The organism is Kitasatospora sp. NPDC088134, assembly GCF_044741705.1.
Taxonomy (GTDB): Bacteria; Actinomycetota; Actinomycetes; order Streptomycetales; family Streptomycetaceae; genus Kitasatospora.
Map to the genome: position 1 here is coordinate 106557 of NZ_JBIUTD010000007.1, position 17185 is coordinate 123741.

Consider the following 17185-nt stretch of genomic DNA (forward strand, 5'->3'; position numbering starts at 1 on the left):
ACCCGCCCGCGCGGCGGGTGCCCAGGCCGTGCGACAGGCAGCCTTGCAGGTTCTTGCTCGATCCTGTTCTACTTTTGCGCATGAAAAGCAAGCTCTCGCTGGTCGCGCAGAAGGTCGGAGTCAGCGAGGCCACGGTCAGCCGGGTCCTCAACGGCCGCCCAGGGGTCGGCGCCGCCACCCGCGACGCGGTGCTCACCGCGCTGGACGTCCTGGGCTACGAGCGGCCGACCCGGCTGCGCGGGGAGCGGGCCCGGCTGATCGGCCTGGTCCTCCCCGAGCTGCAGAACCCGATCTTCCCGGCGCTGGCGGAGGTGGTCGGCGGCGCACTGGCGCAGCGCGGCTTCACCCCGCTGCTGTGCACCCGCACGGCCGGCGTCGGGGAGGCCGGGCACGTCAGCATGCTGCTCGACCAGCAGGTCTCCGGCGTGGTCTTCGCCGGCGGGCAGTGCGCCCAGGCGGACGGCTCGCACGAGCACTTCGGGCAGCTGCGCGAACGGGGCGTCCCCGTGGTGCTGCTGAACGCCTCGGTGGAGCGGCTCGGCTTCCCGCAGGTGTCGACCGACGACGCGGTCGCGGTGGCCCAGGCGTTCGGCCACCTGGCCACCCTGGGGCACGAGCGGATCGGGCTGGTCGTGGGCCCCGAGGACCACGTCCCGTCCCGCCGCAAGCTGGCGTCCTTCCTGCGGCAGTACGCGCTCCGCGACCGGGTGCCGCGGCCGGAGTGGGTCGCCCACACGCTGTTCGGCCTGGAGGGCGGCCACGCCGCCGCGGGGCGCCTGCTGGCGGCCGGGGTGACCGGAGTGATCTGCGCCAGCGACCCGCTCGCCCTGGGCGCCGTCCGGGCCGCCCTGCGGGCCGGGCTGGACGTCCCCGGCGACCTGTCGGTGATCGGCTTCGACGACTCGGTGTTCATCAACTGCACCCGGCCCCCGCTGACCACCGTGCGCCAGCCGATCGAGGCGCTCGGCCGGGCCGCCGTCGAGCTGCTGGTCGGCCGGATCGAGGGCGGCCCGACCTCCCCCGCCGAGCTTTTGTTCGAACCCGAGCTGGTGGTCCGGGGCTCCACCGGCCCGGCCCCGCACCGGGGCTGACACACGCGGACGTGGGGGCGTGGGGACGTGCGGACGTGCCGGGCAGGACGGGCGCTGTCAGGGGCGCCCGTCCTGCCCGGGGTCGGCGGGGTGTGAGGGGTGCTACGGGTTGACGGTGATGTGCATCGTCGAGGTGGTGTTGCGGATGTCCGTCGCGTTGTTGCTCAGCGTCAGGTGGTTGAAGGTGACGTCGCCGACGGCCGGGCCCTGACCCGGCTCGGGCAGCTCGTTGGCCCACAGGCCGAACCCGGACTTGGCGTCGAAGGCGTCGCCGCTCTTCCGCGCCCCGCTGATCGACACGTTGGTGAAGACGGTGTCCTTGATCGGGTTCTGCGGCTGCCCGCCGACGTAGTTGGTCTGGAACATGATGCCGCTGTAGGTGGGGTCGACGATGTCCACGTCGCTCACCCGGATGCCCTGGAACACCTTGGAGGCGGAGAACACCCAGATGCCGGGGAAGGTCTGCCCGCCCCAGAAGTGGCCGCCGGCCCGGACGATCGAGATGTTCTGCAGGGTGGTCGGGTCCGTCCCGAAGCCGTTCATCGGGTAGCCGAAGTCCAGCGAGGAGATGGTGACGCCCGAGTAGCAGAGGGTGTCCGCGAGGTAGATGTTCCGGAAGGTGTTGGCGTAGCCGCCGTACACCGCGATGCCCGCCGCGCGCCAGGTCAGGATCGCGGTGAGGTTCTGGAACACGTTGTTCTTCTCGTCGGCGCCGCCCGCGTCGATCGCGGAGAACAGTGCGAAGGAGTCGTCGCCGGTGGCCCGGGCCTCGTTGTTGGAGACCAGGTTGTCGGTGGAGCCGTTGGTCATGTTGATGCCGTCGGCGAAGGTGTCCCGGATCCGCGAGTTGGTGATCGTCATGAAGTCCGTGTTGGCACCCCAGTACATGCAGACCATGTGCTCGGTCCAGATGTTGTCGATCGTGATGTTGGCGACGTTGGCGAAGTCGAACACCTTGCCGGGGCCGTCGATCCGCGAGGTGTAGTTGCCGAAGTAGGCGAACCCGCTGAAGGTCGAGCCGTTGGCGGTGGAGTCGGCCCGGAAGCCGACGTCGGTGTTGGACTGGCTGGTCGGGGCGTAGAACCGGGTGAACCAGGGGCCCGCGCCGACCACCTTCACCGGCTTGCCGTAGACCTGGAACTTGCTCGCGGTCTGGTAGTCGCCGGCCGGCAGGTAGACGCCGACCAGGGTACCGGTGGTGTCCATCCGGACCTTGTCCAGGGCGTTCTGCACGTCCTGGTGCGCGAAGCCGGTCGGGACGACGTACTTGGCCGGGTCCGGGTTCGGGAGCTGGGCGGCCTGCTCCAGGCTGACGAAGTCGATCGCGTACTGCGAGGTGTTCGCCGCGTCCTTCTGCAGCCTGATCTTGTGGCCGGCCGGGACGGTGGTGCCGAGCAGGACGTTGGCCTCGTCGTAGATGTGCCGGGGGCTGCCCGCGCTCGGCGCGTTGCCGGGGCCGGTCTCCGAGCCGTACAGCCAGGCGTACTTGGAGGTCAGGTCGATCGCCTTGAGGAAGGTGCCGTCCACGTAGACGTTCAGGGTGGCGCTGGTGCCGTCGCCGCCCGGCGCGTCCGGGATGGAGAACCGGGTGACCAGCGTGTTGGTCGCCGCCCTGGTGGTGAACTCCACCGAGGAGCCGGTCGAGTTGAGCGTGACGGCCTTGCGGCCGGACGCCTCGCCCGCCAGGTCGCCGATGGTCCGGTTCGGGCCGACCAGCTGGGCGCCGCCGCCGAGCACGCCGTCCTCGGCCTCGTAGGTGTCGAACGGCAGGTTGGCGCCGCGGCCGACGTACAGCGACTGGGTGGAGGTGTTGTTGGCCTGCTTGACCGGCAGCTCGTTGGCGTCGGCGGCGATCACCGTCTTCACGGTGTAGCGGCCGTTGGCGGCGGTCCAACTGCCCAGCGCGACGGGGCTGCTGGTGGCACCGGGGGCGAGCGTGCCGGTGTACGCGCCGGTCAGGGTCTTCAGCACGGCGCCGGTGCCGGCGTCCGCGACGGTGACGGTGATGCCGTGGCTGCCGGACGAACTCGCCACCGTGCCCTGGTTCTTGACGGCGACGGTGAAGTTCACCGGGCTGCCGTCGGCGGGGTTGGTGGGCGACCAGGTCGACGGGGCGGCGACCAGGTCGGAGGAGGCGACCTGGTTGACCGTCAGCGAGCCGGTGAACGCGTTGTTGGTCTCGTCCTGCTCGATGACCTTGTTGTCCTCGTCGACCTTCGCGGTCAGCTGGTAGCTGCCCGCGTTCTGCGCCGGGACCTGCGCGGACACCGTGGTGGAGGCACCGGCCGCCAGCGCGCCGACGGCGGCCGTGCCGACCTTGGTGGCGCCCAGGTAGAAGTTCACCGAGGTGGCGCCGGAGGGGTTGGTGCCCGCGTTCTTGACCACGGCCGACAGGGTGGGGCTGTCGGTCTCCACCGGGGCGGCCGGGTTGCTGCTCACCGCGGTGACGGTCAGGTCCGGGTTCGGGGCCGGGACGCCGATCACCTGGAACTCGGCGGCCTGGCCGCCGGCGGAGCCGGAGTTGGCGGTGAACTTCAGCTGCACGTCGGCGACGGTCGCGGACACCGGGATGGTGACGGTGTTGCCGCTCGCCGGGTCGAAGGTGTAGCTCTGCGCCGGGACGAGGGTGCTGAAGCCGCTCGCGCTCTGCTCCCGGCCGTCCACCTCGATGGTCTGGGTCCGGGTCGACCAGGCCGCGGCCGGGTTGAGCTTGACCACCACCGCGCTGGTGGTCGCGTTCGCGCCCAACTGCACCGCGAGGGTATTGGGGTAGCTGCCCCCGGCGGCCTCCCAGTAGGTGGCGGTGTCGTTGTCGTTGGCGTTGGTCGCCACGTACGTGAAGGTCGACGAGGAGGCCGAAATGGGCTTGCCCGCCGCCAGGTTGCTGCCGGTGCCGCCGCCGCTGCCCGTCCGGGTGACGGTGTTGGAGGAGGCCGAGACGTTGCCCGCCGCGTCCTTCGCCTTCACGTAGTACGAGACGGTCGCGCTGTCCGGCTGGCTGTCGGTGTACGTCAGGGTGCTGCCGCTGACGCTGCCGCGCAGCGCCCCGTTGGCGTACACGTCGTAGCCGGTGACGCCGGTGTTGTCGCTGGACGCCCCCCAGGTCAGCCTGACCTGGCCGGCGGCGGGCTGGGTGTACGCCAGGTTGCTCGGGGCGCTGGGGGCCTGGGTGTCGCCGGACCGGCCGGTGCGGGTGACGGTGTTGGAAGCCGCGGACTGGTTGCCCGCCGCGTCCTTGGCCTTCACGTAGTACGACACCGTCTCGCTGTCGGAGCGGCTGTCGGTGTACGCCAGGGTGCTGCCGGACACGCTGGTCAGCAGGGTGCCGTTGGCGTACACGTCGTAGCCGGTGACGCCGGTGTTGTCGGTGGCGGCGCCCCAGGTCAGCCTGATCTGCCCGGCGGCGGGCTGGGTGTACGCCAGGTTGGCCGGGGCGCTGGGGGCCTGGGTGTCGCCGGTGGCGGGGCCGTACGCCTCGAACTCGGCGAGCTGCCCGGCCGGCCAGGCGGTGTTGCCGGTGAAGGTCAGCCGCAGGTAGCGGGTGGTGGTGGTCGACAGGGCGACCGTGACCGTGTTGCCCGTGGCCGGGTCGAAGACGTAGCCGGCCGAGGCCACCAGGTCGGTGAAGTTGCTGCCGTCGGTGGAGCCCTGCACCTTCAGGGTCTGGGTGCGCTTCTCCCAGCCGGCGGGCAGCTTCAGCACCAGCTTGTTCACCGGGACGGCGGAGCCCAGGTCGCCCTGGATCCACTGCGGCCAGGCGTTGTTGACGCTCTCCCAGTAGCTGGCGGTGCTGCCGTCGCCGGCGTTGGCGGCGGTGTAGTTCTGCGCGTTGCCGCTGGCGGTGAAGGTGCGGCCGGCCAGCAGGTTCGCGGTGGCGGAGGTCGCCCCGTAGACCTCGAACTCGGAGAGCTGGGCGGCCTGCCAGCCGGTGTTGGCGGTGACACTGACCCGCAGGTAGCGGGCGGTGGTGGCCCCGAAGGAGATCGTCGCCTTGTTGCCGGAGGCCGGATCGAAGGTGTAGTTCGCCGCGGCGGTGACGGTGGCGAAGGTGCTGCCGTCGGTGGAGCCGAGCACGGTGAGCGTCTCGGTCCGGGCGCCCCAGCCGGCCGGGACCTTCAGCACCACGGTGTCGACGGCGGTCGCCGCGCCCAGGTCGACCTGGAGCCACTGCGCGGCGGCGAGGCCGTTGGACTCCCAGTAGCTGTCCTGGCTGCCGTCGTCGGCGTTGCCCGGGGTGTAGGCGCCGTTGCTGTTGGAGGCGGTGACGGCCTTGCCGAGGGCCAGGTTCGGCCCTCCCGCCGCCCTGGCTGCCGGGAGGAGGGGCCCGGCGAGCAGGAGCATTCCCAGCACGGCCGACGACGCCGTCAGCCGCGTGGTGATGCGCTTCGATCTCATGACGTCCCTTCACAAGGTCGAGAAGATTCACTCTTCTGTCCATCTTTTGCGTGATGGCAGCCAAGAGTTACCGTCGGGCTACGGGCATGTCAACGGACCGGAGCGGACGTGCGCATACGAAAAAGCGGGCGGGCACCGAAGTGCCCGCCCGCTCGGCGGCCCTGCCCGGACCCCTCCCGGGGGCCCGCTACCCGTCCTTCGTCAGCCGCGCTCCCGGGCCGGCGCGGTCGAGCCGCGCACCACCAGCTCCGGCTCGAACAGCAGCTCGTCGTGGGTGACCCGGACCCCGGCGATCTCGCCGACCAGCAGGTCCACCACCGCGCGGCCCATCGCCTCGATCGGCTGCCGGACCGTGGTCAGCGGCGGGTCGGTGCACATCATGAACGAGGAGTCGTCGTAGCCGACCACCGACACGTCGTCCGGCACCGACAGCCCGGCCCGGCGCACCGCGCGGACCGCGCCGAGCGCCAGCGGGTCGCTCGCGCAGACCACGCCGGTGACGCCCTGGCGGAGCAGCCGGGTGGTCGCGGCCTGGCCGCCCTCCAGGCTGAACAGCGCCCGTTCGACGTGCTGTTCGGGCAGCTCCAGGCCGAACTTGCGGAGCACCGCCTCGGCCGCGGCCAGCTTGCGCTGCGAGGGCATGTGGTCCTGCGGGCCGAGCACCAGGCCGATCCTGGTGTGCCCCAACTGCCGCAGGTGGCCCACCGCCTGCTCGACCGCCACCGCGTCGTCGCAGGACACCCGGGGGAAGTCCAGGTGCTCGATCGCGGCGTTCAGCAGCACCGTCGGCAGGCTGCGCTCGGCGAGGCGCTGGTAGTGGTCGTGCGGCGCGTCGCCCTGGGCGTAGAGGCCGCCGAAGAAGACCACGCCGGAGACGTGCTGCTCCAGCAGCAGGTCCACGTAGTCGGCCTCGGAGACGCCGCCGGCCGTCTGCGTGCACAGCACCGGCGTGAAGCCCTGGCCGGCCAGCGCCCCGCCGACCGCCTCGGCGAAGGCCGGGAAGATCGGGTTGCCCAGCTCCGGCAGCACCAGCCCGATCAGCCGGGCCCGCTCGCCGCGCAGCTGGGTGGGGCGCTCGTAGCCGAGCACGTCGAGGGCCGTGAGCACGGCCGCCCTGGTCGCCTCGGAGACACCGGGCTTCTCGTTCAGCACCCGGCTGACGGTCGCCTCGCTGACCCCGACCTTCTTCGCCACCTCGGCGAGTCGTCGCGTCATGCGTCGAGTGTACGACAGAAAGCGCAAGCCGCTTGCGTGAATTTGCAGAATGAGGACGGAGCCGGGGTGCCGCAGCCTCCTGCGGGCCGACCGCGGCGATCGGGCCGACCGCGGCGATCGGGCCGACCGCGGCGATCGGGCCGGTCGCGGCGGTCGGGCCGGTCGCGGCGGTCGGGGCGGAAACCGCTCGTTCCTGACGGACCGTCACGATAGCTTTGACCACGACCCGTCAGGTCGGGCGGGTCGGCGGCGGAGGCCGCCGTTCGGACACGCACGCGCACGGAGGACCACCATGAGGACGCGCACCGCCGGGGCCGGCACGGCCCTGTTCGCCGCCGGGCTGCTGCTGGTCGGCTGCTCATCCGCCAAGCACGCGGAGGCCGCCCCGCCGAGCCCCTCCTCCAGCCCGTCCCCCAGCCCCGTCCGCAGCTCCCCCGCCCCCGCCCGGTCGACCGTCCCCGCGCCGCCCGTCCTGAACGACCACTACTTCGCCGAGGGTGACTGCGCCCGGGCCGCCGGCGGTTCCCGCTACGAGCCGGTGCCCTGCGACTCCCCGCAGGCCGAGGCCAAGGTGATCAAGCGCAGCAGCACGGCGCAGGGCGTGGCCGCCGCCCTGCCGCAGGGCGCGGACTGCCCCGACGGCACCGACGTCGCCCTCGACCTGACCCAGAACGCCCTGGTGGACGTCAAGCAGAACCGGGCCGCCTGGGCCTGCCTGCGCAACCTGCGCGACCCGCACCCCGGGGACCCGGGCGGTGGCGGCGGCCCCGGCATCCTGGTCGGCGACTGCGTGTACCGGGGCAAGACCTCCAGCGGCGCCGAGACCGTCCTGGAGACCCGCTGCGACGGGCAGGGGGAGCACCGCCCCGAGTACAAGGTCGACAAGATCTACGTCAAGCAGACCCTGATCGACACCACCAAGCCCAAGCCCGGCTGCCCCGACGAGGCCACCGTCAGCTTCACGCTCCCCCGGGCCCCCGGCGCGCTCGCCCTCGACCCGACCGTCGCCTGCGCCGAACCCGTCGACTGACGCCACTACGCTTGGGTCCCCTGCCCGGCCCACGGCGGCTTTCAAAGCCCGTAGGCTGGGCAGTAAGGGACCACGGGGGCGGCAGCCGCCTCCGCCGTTGACGGAGGGAGATGCCGGGTGATCGAGCTGGAAGACCTTCCCGAGTTGATCGACCCGGTGATGATCTGCGCCTTCGAGGGCTGGAACGACGCCGGCGACGCGGCCTCGGCCGCACTCGGACACCTCGACGAGACCTGGGGCGGCAAGGTGTTCGCCGCGCTCGACGCCGAGGACTACTACGACTTCCAGGTCAACCGGCCGACCATCTGGCTCGACGGCGGGGTCCGGCGGATCACCTGGCCGACCACCCGGCTGTCCGTGGTCCGGGTCACCGACCCCAAGCCGCGCGACCTGGTGCTGGTCCGGGGCATCGAGCCGAGCATGCGCTGGCGCTCGTACTGCAACGAGATCCTGGGCTTCGCCCACGAGTTGGGGGTCGAGCTGGTCGTCGTCCTGGGCGCCCTGCTCGGCGACACCCCGCACACCCGGCCGGTGCCGGTCTCCGGCGTCACCTCGGACCCGACGGTGGCCCGCTCGCTGGACCTGGAGGAGAGCCGCTACGAGGGCCCGACCGGCATCGTCGGCGTCCTCCAGGAGGCCTGCGCGCACGCGGGCGTCCCCGCCGTCACCTTCTGGGCCGCCGTCCCGCACTACGTCTCGCAGCCGCCCAACCCGAAGGCCACCCTGGCCCTGCTCAACCGGGTCGAGGACCTGCTGGACCTGCGCATCCCGCCGGGCGAGCTCGCCGACGACGCCCGGGCCTGGCAGCTGGGCGTCGACCAGCTCGCCGCGGAGGACTCCGAAGTCGCCGAGTACGTCCAGCAGTTGGAGGAGGCGCAGGACACCGCGGAGCTGCCGGAGGCGTCCGGCGACGCGATCGCCCGCGAGTTCGAGCGCTACCTGCGGCGGCGCGACAACCAGGGGCCCAAGGGCGAGAAGCCTGCCACGGGGCACGCGACGGAGCGGCCGAAGGACGAGGACGAGGAGTAGGCGCCGGGCGCGGAGCGGGGCGCAACGCGGATCGGCCCGAGGAGGGTGGTGCTCTCCTCGGGCCGATCCTGCTGTCGGTACCGGGTTGCTCGCGCAGTTCCCCGCGCCCCTGGCGGGGCGCGGGGGGTTCTACAGGGCCACGCCGAGCAGGGCGTCGACGGTGCGGGAGACCAGGCCCGGGGCGCCGGTGTCCTCGCCGCCCTCGGTGGCGGCGGTCGCGGCCCAGCGGTCGACGGCGGCCAGGGCGGCCGGGGCGTCGAGGTCGTCGGCGAGGGCGGCGCGGACCTCGGCGAGCATCGCCTCGGCGGGCGGGCCGTCGGGGCGGGAGACCGCGGCGCGCCAGCCGGCCAGGCGGGTCAGGGCGGCGTCCAGGTCGGCGGCCGTCCACTCCCAGTCACTGCGGTAGTGGTGGGCGAGCAGGGCCAGCCGGATCGCGGCCGGGTCGACGCCGTCGCGGCGCAGCGCCGAGACGAACACCAGGTTGCCGCGCGACTTGGACATCTTGTGGCCGTCCAGGGCGACCATGCCGGCGTGCACGTACGCCCGGGCGTACGGGTGCTCGCCGAGGGCGACCTGGGCGTGCGCGGCGCCCATCTCGTGGTGCGGGAAGGACAGGTCGCTGCCGCCGCCCTGGATGTCGAAGTCCATGCCGAGGAACTTCAGCGCGATGGCGACGCACTCGATGTGCCAGCCGGGGCGGCCGCGGCCGAGCTCGGTGTCCCAGGCGGGTTCGCCGGGGCGGGCGGCCAGCCAGAGCAGGGCGTCCAGCGGGTCCTTCTTGCCGGGGCGCTCGGGGTCGCCGCCGCGCTCGGCGAAGACCGGGAGCATCTGCTCGCGGGTCAGGCCGGAGACCTCGCCGAAGCGCGGGTCGGACGCGACCGAGAAGTAGACGTCGCCGTCGACCTCGTAGGCGGCGCCGGAGGCGAGCAGCCCCTGCACCAGCGGGACGATCCACGGGATGGACTCGACGGCGCCGACGTAGTGCGCGGGCGGGAGCATCCGCAGCGCGGTCATGTCCTCGCGGAACAGCGCGGTCTCGCGCTCGGCGAGCGCCGTCCAGTCCTGGCCGGTGGCCTCGGCGCGCTCCAGCAGGGGGTCGTCCACGTCGGTGACGTTCTGGACGTACAGGACGTCGTGGCCGGCGTCCTTCCAGACCCGCTGGACCAGGTCGAAGGTGGTGTAGGTGGCTGCGTGGCCCAGGTGGGTCGCGTCGTAGGGAGTGATGCCGCAGACGTAGAGCCGGGCGGTCGGGCCGGTGGGCACGACTTCTCGGACACTGCTCGTGGCGGTGTCGTAAATGCGCAGGGGAAGCCCCTGACCGGGCAGGGCGGGAACCTCGGAGGCGGGCCAGGCATGCATGGGACCGACTCTAACCTTGCGATCATTTGAAAGACCAACCTACGGACGTGATCGGCCGGAATCCGTTCGTCCTCGGTTTCGGATCGGTATCAGACCGGCGGCCAGGGAATAGACGGCCACTCCGCCGACGGCAGCGGATGCCGTCCGTCGGCCAGCAGCGCGGCGGTCCGGGCCGCCAGGGCGGCGATCTCACCCGCCGTCAGATGCGGGCGCAGCCGCTCGCCGAGCGGTCCGGCCAGGTCGGCGGCGAGCCGGTCGAGCGCCTCGCGGGCCTCGTCGGTCAGCGGCTGCCCGGCCCAGCCCCAGAGCAGGGTGCGGAGCTTGGGGGCGGGGTGGCAGGTGACGCCGTGGTCGATGCCGTAGATCCGGCCGTCGGCGGCCGACAGCCAGTGGCCGCCCTTGCGGTCGGCGTTGTTGAGCACGGCGTCCAGGACGGCGAGGCGGCGCAGCCGTTCGTCGTCGCGGTGCACCAGCCAGGCCAGGCGGCCGCCGTCGACCTCGGCGCGCAGGATCGGCAGCCAGCCCGGGCGCGGCCCGGTCTCCAGCGGCTGGAGGTCGAGCAGTTCCGGGGCGTCCGGGTCGGGCTCGATCCACAGCTGCACCATCCCGGGCCCGGCCGGGCCCTCGCGCAGCAGCGTCGGCGGGACCAGCCCCCAGCCGGTGGCGGCGGACACCTCGTGGGCGGCGGCCTCCCGACCGGCCAGGGTGCCGTCCGGGAAGTCCCACAGCGGGCGTTCCCCCGCGACGGGCTTGTACACGCACGGGGCGGTCAGCCCGTCCAGCGTGACGGTGCAGTACAGGACGGCGTTGGACGCGTCGGTGACCCGGCCGTGCACGGTCAGGACGCCCTCGCGCAGCAGCGCCAGCGCGGTGTCCGGGTCGGCGGCGAGCGCGGCGCTGGTGGCCGGGTCGGTGCCGGGGGCGTCCGGGGCCTGTTCCTCGGTGCCGGGGGCGGTCTCGGTGCCGGGGGCGGTCTCGGTGCCGGTCTCGGTCTCGGTCTCGGTGCCGGGGGCGTCCGCGGCGGGCTGCTCGCTCAGCGCCGGTACCCGTTCGCGCGCGGGCACAGGTGGCCCTCCGGGTCGAGCGGCAGGTTGCAGAACGGGCAGGGCCGGCGGCCGGCCGCGACCAGGTCCAGGGCGCGCTTGGCGAACACCCGGGCCATCGCGCCGCTGAGCCGCACCCGCAGCATGTCGGGCCCGTTCTCGTCGTCGAAGACCGCCTCGCCGCCGTCCTCGTCCTCGTCGGACTCCTCGACGTACGCCTGCGCCTCGACCACCAGGCACTCCTCGCGGGCGTCCCAGGCCAGCGCCATCGTGCCGACCCGGAACTCCTGCTCCAGCGGCACGTCCAGCGGCGCGGTGTCGAGCAGTTCGGCCGGGGCGACGGCCGGGATCGGGGCCTCGCCGCCGCTGCGCCGCAGCGCCTCGTCGAGGACCTCCTCGATGCGCTCGGCGAGCGCCATGACCTGGGTCTTCTCCAGCAGCACGCTGGTGATCCGGCCGCGCGAGGACGCCTGCAGGTAGAACGCGCGGGCGCCGGGCTGGCCGACGGTGCCGGCCACGAACCGCTCGGGCTGGTCGTAGAAGTGGACCTGACGGGACACGCTGCTCGCTCCGAATGGGTTGCGGTGTTCTCGATCTCACCCTACGGCCAAACCGACCGGAGGTGGGGCCGGGGGCGGCCGGTTTCCGCGCACTGCCGGGGAGTTCGCTCCGTCCGGGGTGCGCGGCGGCGCCCCGGTGCTGCCCGGCGCTCAGGCGGTGCCGGTCTCGCCGCCGACCACCGCGTCGTCCCCGGCGGAGCGGCCGTGCGGGCGCGGGGCCAGCGCGCCGAGGTCGCCGGTGTCGCCGAGGCGGAGCAGGTAGGGGCGGTGCGGGGTGTAGCGGATCGCGGTGACCGAGCAGGGCTCGACCGAGATCCGCTGGAAGTGGTCCAGGTGCAGGCCGAGCGCGTCGGCCACGATCGCCTTGATCACGTCGCCGTGGGTGGCGGCCACCCAGAGCGCGTCCGGCCCGTGGTCGACGGCAATCTTGTCGTTCCACTCCCGGACGGCGTCCACCGTGCGGTGGCTGAGCGCGCGCAGCGACTCGCCGCCGGGGAAGGCGGCGGCCGAGGCGTGGTCCTGGACGGTGCGCCAGAGCGGTTCCTGGGCCAGCTCGGACAGCGGGCGGCCGGTCCACTCGCCGTAGTGGCACTCGCCCAGTCGCTCGTCCGGCTCCGGTTCGGCGAGCTCGGGGCGGGCCGCGCGCAGCGGCTCCAGGGTCTGCCGGCAGCGCTCCAGCGGGCTGCTGACCAGCCGGGCGATCGGCAGCCCCGCGAGGCGGCCGGGCAGCGCGGCGGCCTGGGCGCGGCCGGTCTCGTCCAGGTCGATCCCGGGGGTCCAGCCGGCCAGGATTCCGGCCGAGTTGGCGGTGGACCGGCCGTGGCGCACGAGCAGCAGGGTGGGCATGCGGACAAGGGTACGACGCCGAACGCGCCCCGCGGGCGGCCCGGCCGGGTCACAATGGCGGGCATGATCGTGGATTGCGGCATCTACCGGGACGGGCGGCGCACCGAGGGCCCCGCGGACTTCTCGGACGCCCTGGCGGAGGTCCGGGCGGCCGGCGACGGCTTCCTCTGGATCGGCCTCGCGGACCCGACCGAGGCGGAGTTCGACCACGTCTCGGAGGAGTTCGGCCTGCACCCGCTGGCGGTGGAGGACGCGGTGACGGCGCATCAGCGCCCGAAGGTGGACATCTACCAGGACTCGGTGTTCACCGTCCTGAAGACCGCCGCGTACCACCAGAAGGACGAGACGGTCTCGATCGGCGAGCTGATGATCTTCCTGGGCGACTCGTACGTGATGACCGTCCGGCACGGGCCGGAGAGCCCGCTGGCCGCGCTGCGCGGCGACCTGGAGAAGCAGCCGGAGCTGCTGGCCCACGGCCCGGCCGCGGTGCTGTACGCGATCTGCGACATGGTGGTCGACCAGTACCTGGACGTGGCGACCGAGCTGCAGACCGACCTGGACGAGCTGGAGGCGGAGATCTTCTCCCCCGGCCGCTCGCGCGGCGCCGCCGAGCGGATCTACGGCTTCAAGCGGCAGGTGGTCGGCTTCCGGAAGGCGACCTTCCCGCTGATGGAGCCGGCCCTGCGGCTGACCCGGGCGGGCAGCGCGGGCGAGGTCAAGGTCCCGTTCGTGGCGGACGGCCTGCGGCCGTACTTCCGGGACGTCGCCGACCACCTGGCCAAGGTCAACGAAGTGGTGGAGAGTCTGGACCGGCTGCTCTCCGACATCCTCTCCGCCAACCTGGCGCAGGTCAGCGTCCAGCAGAACGACGACATGCGGAAGATCTCCGCCTGGGCGGCGCTGGCGGCCGTCCCCACCATGATCGCCGGCATCTACGGCATGAACTTCGAGCACATGCCGGAGCTGCACCAGCCCTGGGGCTACCCCGCGGCCGTCGCCGTGATGGTCGGGGTCTGCCTGGTGCTGCACCGGCTCTTCAAGCGCGCGGGCTGGCTGTAGGGCCTCCCGGCCCGCGCGCTCGTCGACTCGGCGTCAGTCCTGCTGCTGCCTGCGGCGGGCCGCGACCAGGGTGCCCGCGCCGAGCAGCAGCGCGGTGGCGCCGCCGACGGCGAGGGTGCCGAGCGGGGCATCGGTGCCGGTGGTGGCGAGCTGCGTGCCGGTGGCCGTGGCCGTGGCCGTCGGCGTGCCGGTGGTGCCGGTGGTGCCGGTGCTCTGCGGGGCCGTGGTGGTCGGGGTGGTGTCGGCGACCGGGGTGACGGTGCTGCCGCCCTGGTTGCCCTGGTTGCCCTGGTTGTTCTGGTTCGCCTGCTCGGCGGCGGCGTCCACGGCCTTGGCGGCGTCCCAGCCGTGCTCCAGGAACGCGCGGATCGCCTCCGGGCTGCCGTCCTCCAGCGCGGCGCGCGCGGCCTTGCGGACCTCCGGCCCGCCGGTGGCGATGATCTGCGCGATCCGGACCCGGTCGTCGCTCAGCCGGAGCTCGGGCAGCTTCTGGAGGAAGGCCGCGACCTCCATGTCGGTGCCGTCGATCGCCTTCTCCGCACCCTCCCGGGCGAGTCGGCCGAGCGTCCTGTCCTCCAGCAGCTGCGAGACCCGGACCCGGTTGTCGGACGCGGCGGCGGGCCAGGCCACTTGGAGGAAGTGGTCGACGGCGGCCTCCGTGTGCGCGGTGAGGGTGTCCTGGGCGGCCTGCCAGATCGGGCTCCGGTACTCGGACACGCTCATCAGCTGGGTGACGCGGATCATCTTGTCGTCCATGATCACCGTGTGCAGCGCCTTGTCCAGGAAGGGCTGCCACCCGGAGGCCGGGCCCGCCAGCACCCTCACGATCTCGTCGTGGAAGTACTTGTAGTGGTTGGGCTCGACGAGTAGTTGCTCCAGTCGCGCTCGGGCCGCGGCCTCGCCCGCGCTCGGGTCGACCGGCGCCGGGTTCGCGGGCGCCGGGTCGGCGGCCGGGGCGGGCTCGGCTGGAGCGGGGTTCGCCGGGGCGGGCTCGGCGGGAGCCGGGGCGTCCGGCTGGGAGGTGCCGGGGGTGGGGGTGGGGGTGGTGTCGGCCATGGCCTGGGTGGTGCCGAGGACGGTCGGGGCGGAGACGGCGGCCACGAAGACGGCGGCGGCTATGGATCGACGGATGCTCAAGGTTCCCCCGGGGAGATGCGGATCGTGCGTCGGACGCCGCCGTGGCCGATGGTCACACGGCGGCGGACGCGCAGATCGTATCGGAACCTTTCACACCGTCATAACGACTTCTTGTGCGTCCCTTTACTCAGGCCAGGCCGGACCGCTCCAGGGCGGCGACGCCCGTGCGGAGGGCGGCGATGCGTTCGTCGAGGGTCCAGCCGGCCGGGGCGAGGGTCAGGGTGGTGACGCCGGCGGCGGCGTAGGCCTGCATGCGGTCGGCGATCCGGGCGGTGTCGCCGAGGAGGGAGGTGGCGTCGATGAAGTCGTGCGGGACAGCGGCCGCGGCGGCGGCCTTGTCGCGGGCCAGGTAGTGGGTCTGGACGTCGTCGGCGGCCTGCTCGAAGCCCATCCGGCGGGCGAGCTGGCTGTAGAAGTTCTTCTCCTTGCTGCCCATGCCGCCGAGGTAGAGGGCGGTGTAGTCGCGCAGGGTGTCGGCGGCGGCGCGGACGTCGTCCCCGACGGCGATGTTGACGGTGGGGCAGAGGTCGAAGCCGTCCAGGGTGAGCCCGGCCTTGGCGCGGCCGGCGGCGAGGGCGTCGGTGGAGAGGGTGGCGTGCTCGGGGGCGAAGAACAGGCCGAGCCAGCCGTCGGCGATCTCACCGGTGAGTTCGAGGTTCTTCGGGCCCATCGAGGCGATGTACAGCGGGATGTGCTCGCGCACCGGGTGGACGGTCAGCTTGAGCGCCTTGCCGGGCCCGCCGGGCAGCGGCAGCGTCCAGTTGGCGCCGTCGTGCACCAGCCGCTCGCGGGACATCGCCTTGCGGATGATCTCCACGTACTCGCGGGTGCGGGCCAGCGGCTTGTCGAACCTGACGCCGTACCAGCCCTCGGAGACCTGCGGGCCGGAGACGCCGAGGCCGAGCCGGAAGCGGCCGCCGGAGAGGGTGTCCAGGGTGGCGGCGGTCATCGCGGTCATCGCCGGGGTGCGGGCCGGGATCTGGAAGATCGCCGAGCCGACGTCGATCCGCTCGGTCTTCGCGGCCACGTAGGACAGCACAGTCGCGGCGTCCGACCCGTACGCCTCGGCGGCCCAGCAGACCGCGTAGCCCAGGCGGTCGGCCTCCTGGGCGACCGCGATGTTGTCGGCGTCCAGGCCGAGTCCCCAGTAGCCGAGGTTGATCCCGAGTCGCATGTGCCCAAGCCTTCCAGTCGGGTGGTGCCGGTGAGCGTAGCCGTCCGGCCGGAGCCATGCTACTGAGCGGTAGTGATGGTGCGGGTCACATCCGGCCGACCGGGGCGCGGCGCGCGGGAGCGTCCTCCGCGCGGGTCGTCCCGGGCCCGGAGGGGTTTCGCCGCTACCCTCACTGCTCGTGGGGGACAGCGCCCCCGACCTGCGCCATCCCCCTTTGGCACAGCACGTTGACGGAGGGCCAGATGGAACTGCGACAGCTCGGCCGGACCGGACTGCGGGTCTCCCGGTTCGGCCTGGGCACCCTCACCTGGGGCCGGGACACCGACGAGCAGGACGCCGCCGAGCAGTTGAAGGCGTTCGTGGACGCCGGCGGCAACCTGGTGGACACCGCGGACGTGTACGCCGACGGCGGCGCCGAGTACCTGCTGTCCCGGCTGACGGACGGTCTGGTCCCGCGCGCCGAGCTGGTGATCGCCTCCAAGGCGGGCTCGCTGCCCGGCACCCGCCGCCCCGACGCCTCCCGCGGCCACCTGCTGACCGCCCTGGACGCCTCGCTGCGCCGGCTCGGCACCGACCACGTCGACCTGTGGCAGGTGCACGCGTACGACCCGGCCACCCCCGCCGAGGAGACCCTGCACGCCCTCGACCTGGCGGTCTCCTCCGGCCGGGCCAGGTACGCGGGCGTCTGCCACTACAGCGGCTGGCAGCTCGCCAAGGCCGCCGCCCACCAGCGGATCTCGCCCGGCAGCGCCCCGCTGGCCTCGGTGCAGCTGGAGTACTCGCTGCTGCAGCGCGGCATCGAGCGCGAGGCGCTGCCCGCCGCCGTGGACGCCGGGGTCGGCCTGCTGGCCTGCTCGCCGCTCGGCCGGGGCGTGCTGACCGGCAAGTACCGGCACGGGGTGCCGCCGGAGTCGCGCGGCGCCTCCCCGCACCCGCACCTGGCCGGTTCGGTGCAGCCGTACCTCGGCGAGGGCTCCCGCCGGATCGTCGACGCGCTGGCCACCGCCGCCGACGGCCTGGCCTCCACCCCCCTGAAGGTGGCGCTCGCCTGGGTGCGCGACCGCCCGGGCGTGTCGGCGGCGCTGCTGGGGGCCCGCACCGCCGCCCAGTTGCAGTCGGCGCTGTCGGTCGAGGCCCTTACGCTTCCGGGTGAGATCCGCGCTGCCCTGGACGACGTGTCGGCCCCGGTGCACCGCTACCCGGACCAGGGCTGGACGGAGCTGTGACCGTCCCGCCCGCTGAAGGAG

The 17185-nt window shown here is 73.2% G+C and carries 13 protein-coding genes; 5 read left to right on the forward strand and 8 right to left on the reverse strand.

The window, feature by feature from the left end; translation table 11 throughout:
* Window positions 1-80 precede the first annotated feature (80 nt).
* On the forward strand, window positions 81-1091 hold the full coding sequence (locus ACIOHG_RS13975) for a LacI family DNA-binding transcriptional regulator (RefSeq protein ID WP_400949507.1): 1011 nt from the start codon (window positions 81-83) through the stop codon (window positions 1089-1091).
* A gap of 102 nt (window positions 1092-1193) precedes the next feature.
* On the opposite strand, the gene ACIOHG_RS13980 is transcribed toward ACIOHG_RS13975, so the two are convergent.
* Both ACIOHG_RS13980 and ACIOHG_RS13985 read right to left on the reverse strand, forming a co-directional pair.
* Window positions 1194-5486 (reverse strand): discoidin domain-containing protein, encoded by a 4293-nt coding sequence (locus tag ACIOHG_RS13980; RefSeq protein WP_400949510.1) that lies wholly within the window; start codon window positions 5484-5486, stop codon window positions 1194-1196.
* 201 nt (window positions 5487-5687) lie between these two features.
* Window positions 5688-6701 carry a LacI family DNA-binding transcriptional regulator gene (locus ACIOHG_RS13985; protein WP_400949512.1) on the reverse strand — a complete coding sequence of 338 codons (1014 nt, stop codon included), beginning with the start codon at window positions 6699-6701 and terminating at the stop codon, window positions 5688-5690.
* Between the two features lie 292 nt (window positions 6702-6993).
* Here ACIOHG_RS13985 and ACIOHG_RS13990 point away from each other — a divergent pair, with 292 nt between their 5' ends.
* On the forward strand, window positions 6994-7731 hold the full coding sequence (locus ACIOHG_RS13990; RefSeq protein WP_400949514.1) for a hypothetical protein: 738 nt from the start codon (window positions 6994-6996) through the stop codon (window positions 7729-7731).
* A 117-nt stretch (window positions 7732-7848) separates the two neighbouring features.
* Entirely contained in the window at window positions 7849-8760 is a 912-nt protein-coding gene (locus ACIOHG_RS13995) for a PAC2 family protein (RefSeq protein WP_400949516.1), read from the forward strand.
* Window positions 8761-8889: 129 nt separating this feature from the next.
* On the opposite strand, the gene mshC is transcribed toward ACIOHG_RS13995, so the two are convergent.
* The 4 genes from mshC to ACIOHG_RS14015 all read right to left on the reverse strand — a co-directional run bounded on the left by mshC (window position 8890) and on the right by ACIOHG_RS14015 (window position 12568).
* A complete protein-coding gene (gene mshC, locus ACIOHG_RS14000) occupies window positions 8890-10119 on the reverse strand; it encodes a cysteine--1-D-myo-inosityl 2-amino-2-deoxy-alpha-D-glucopyranoside ligase (RefSeq protein WP_400949518.1) in 1230 nt (409 codons plus the stop codon).
* 89 nt (window positions 10120-10208) lie between these two features.
* Window positions 10209-10985, reverse strand: coding sequence for an SCO1664 family protein (locus tag ACIOHG_RS14005; RefSeq protein ID WP_400949953.1), 777 nt, complete (start codon window positions 10983-10985; stop codon window positions 10209-10211).
* Between the two features lie 167 nt (window positions 10986-11152).
* The gene (locus ACIOHG_RS14010; protein ID WP_400949520.1) at window positions 11153-11722 is read right to left on the reverse strand and encodes a DUF3090 domain-containing protein; all 570 of its coding nucleotides are present in this window, start codon (window positions 11720-11722) and stop codon (window positions 11153-11155) included.
* A 150-nt stretch (window positions 11723-11872) separates the two neighbouring features.
* Window positions 11873-12568, reverse strand: a complete 696-nt coding sequence (locus tag ACIOHG_RS14015) for a histidine phosphatase family protein (protein ID WP_400949523.1) — start codon at window positions 12566-12568, stop codon at window positions 11873-11875.
* A gap of 63 nt (window positions 12569-12631) precedes the next feature.
* On the opposite strand from ACIOHG_RS14015, the gene corA reads away from it, so the two are divergent.
* Complete coding sequence (gene corA / locus ACIOHG_RS14020) at window positions 12632-13627, forward strand: magnesium/cobalt transporter CorA (RefSeq protein WP_400949525.1); 996 nt, start codon at window positions 12632-12634, stop codon at window positions 13625-13627.
* Between the two features lie 33 nt (window positions 13628-13660).
* Here the strand turns inward: corA and ACIOHG_RS14025 are convergent, their stop codons facing one another.
* Window positions 13661-14764 carry an ALF repeat-containing protein gene (locus ACIOHG_RS14025; protein WP_400949528.1) on the reverse strand — a complete coding sequence of 368 codons (1104 nt, stop codon included), beginning with the start codon at window positions 14762-14764 and terminating at the stop codon, window positions 13661-13663.
* 127 nt (window positions 14765-14891) lie between these two features.
* Window positions 14892-15938, reverse strand: a complete 1047-nt coding sequence (locus tag ACIOHG_RS14030; RefSeq protein WP_400949530.1) for an LLM class F420-dependent oxidoreductase — start codon at window positions 15936-15938, stop codon at window positions 14892-14894.
* A 242-nt stretch (window positions 15939-16180) separates the two neighbouring features.
* Between ACIOHG_RS14030 and ACIOHG_RS14035 the strand changes: the two genes are divergently transcribed.
* Entirely contained in the window at window positions 16181-17164 is a 984-nt protein-coding gene (locus ACIOHG_RS14035) for an aldo/keto reductase (protein ID WP_400949533.1), read from the forward strand.
* Window positions 17165-17185 lie beyond the last annotated feature (21 nt).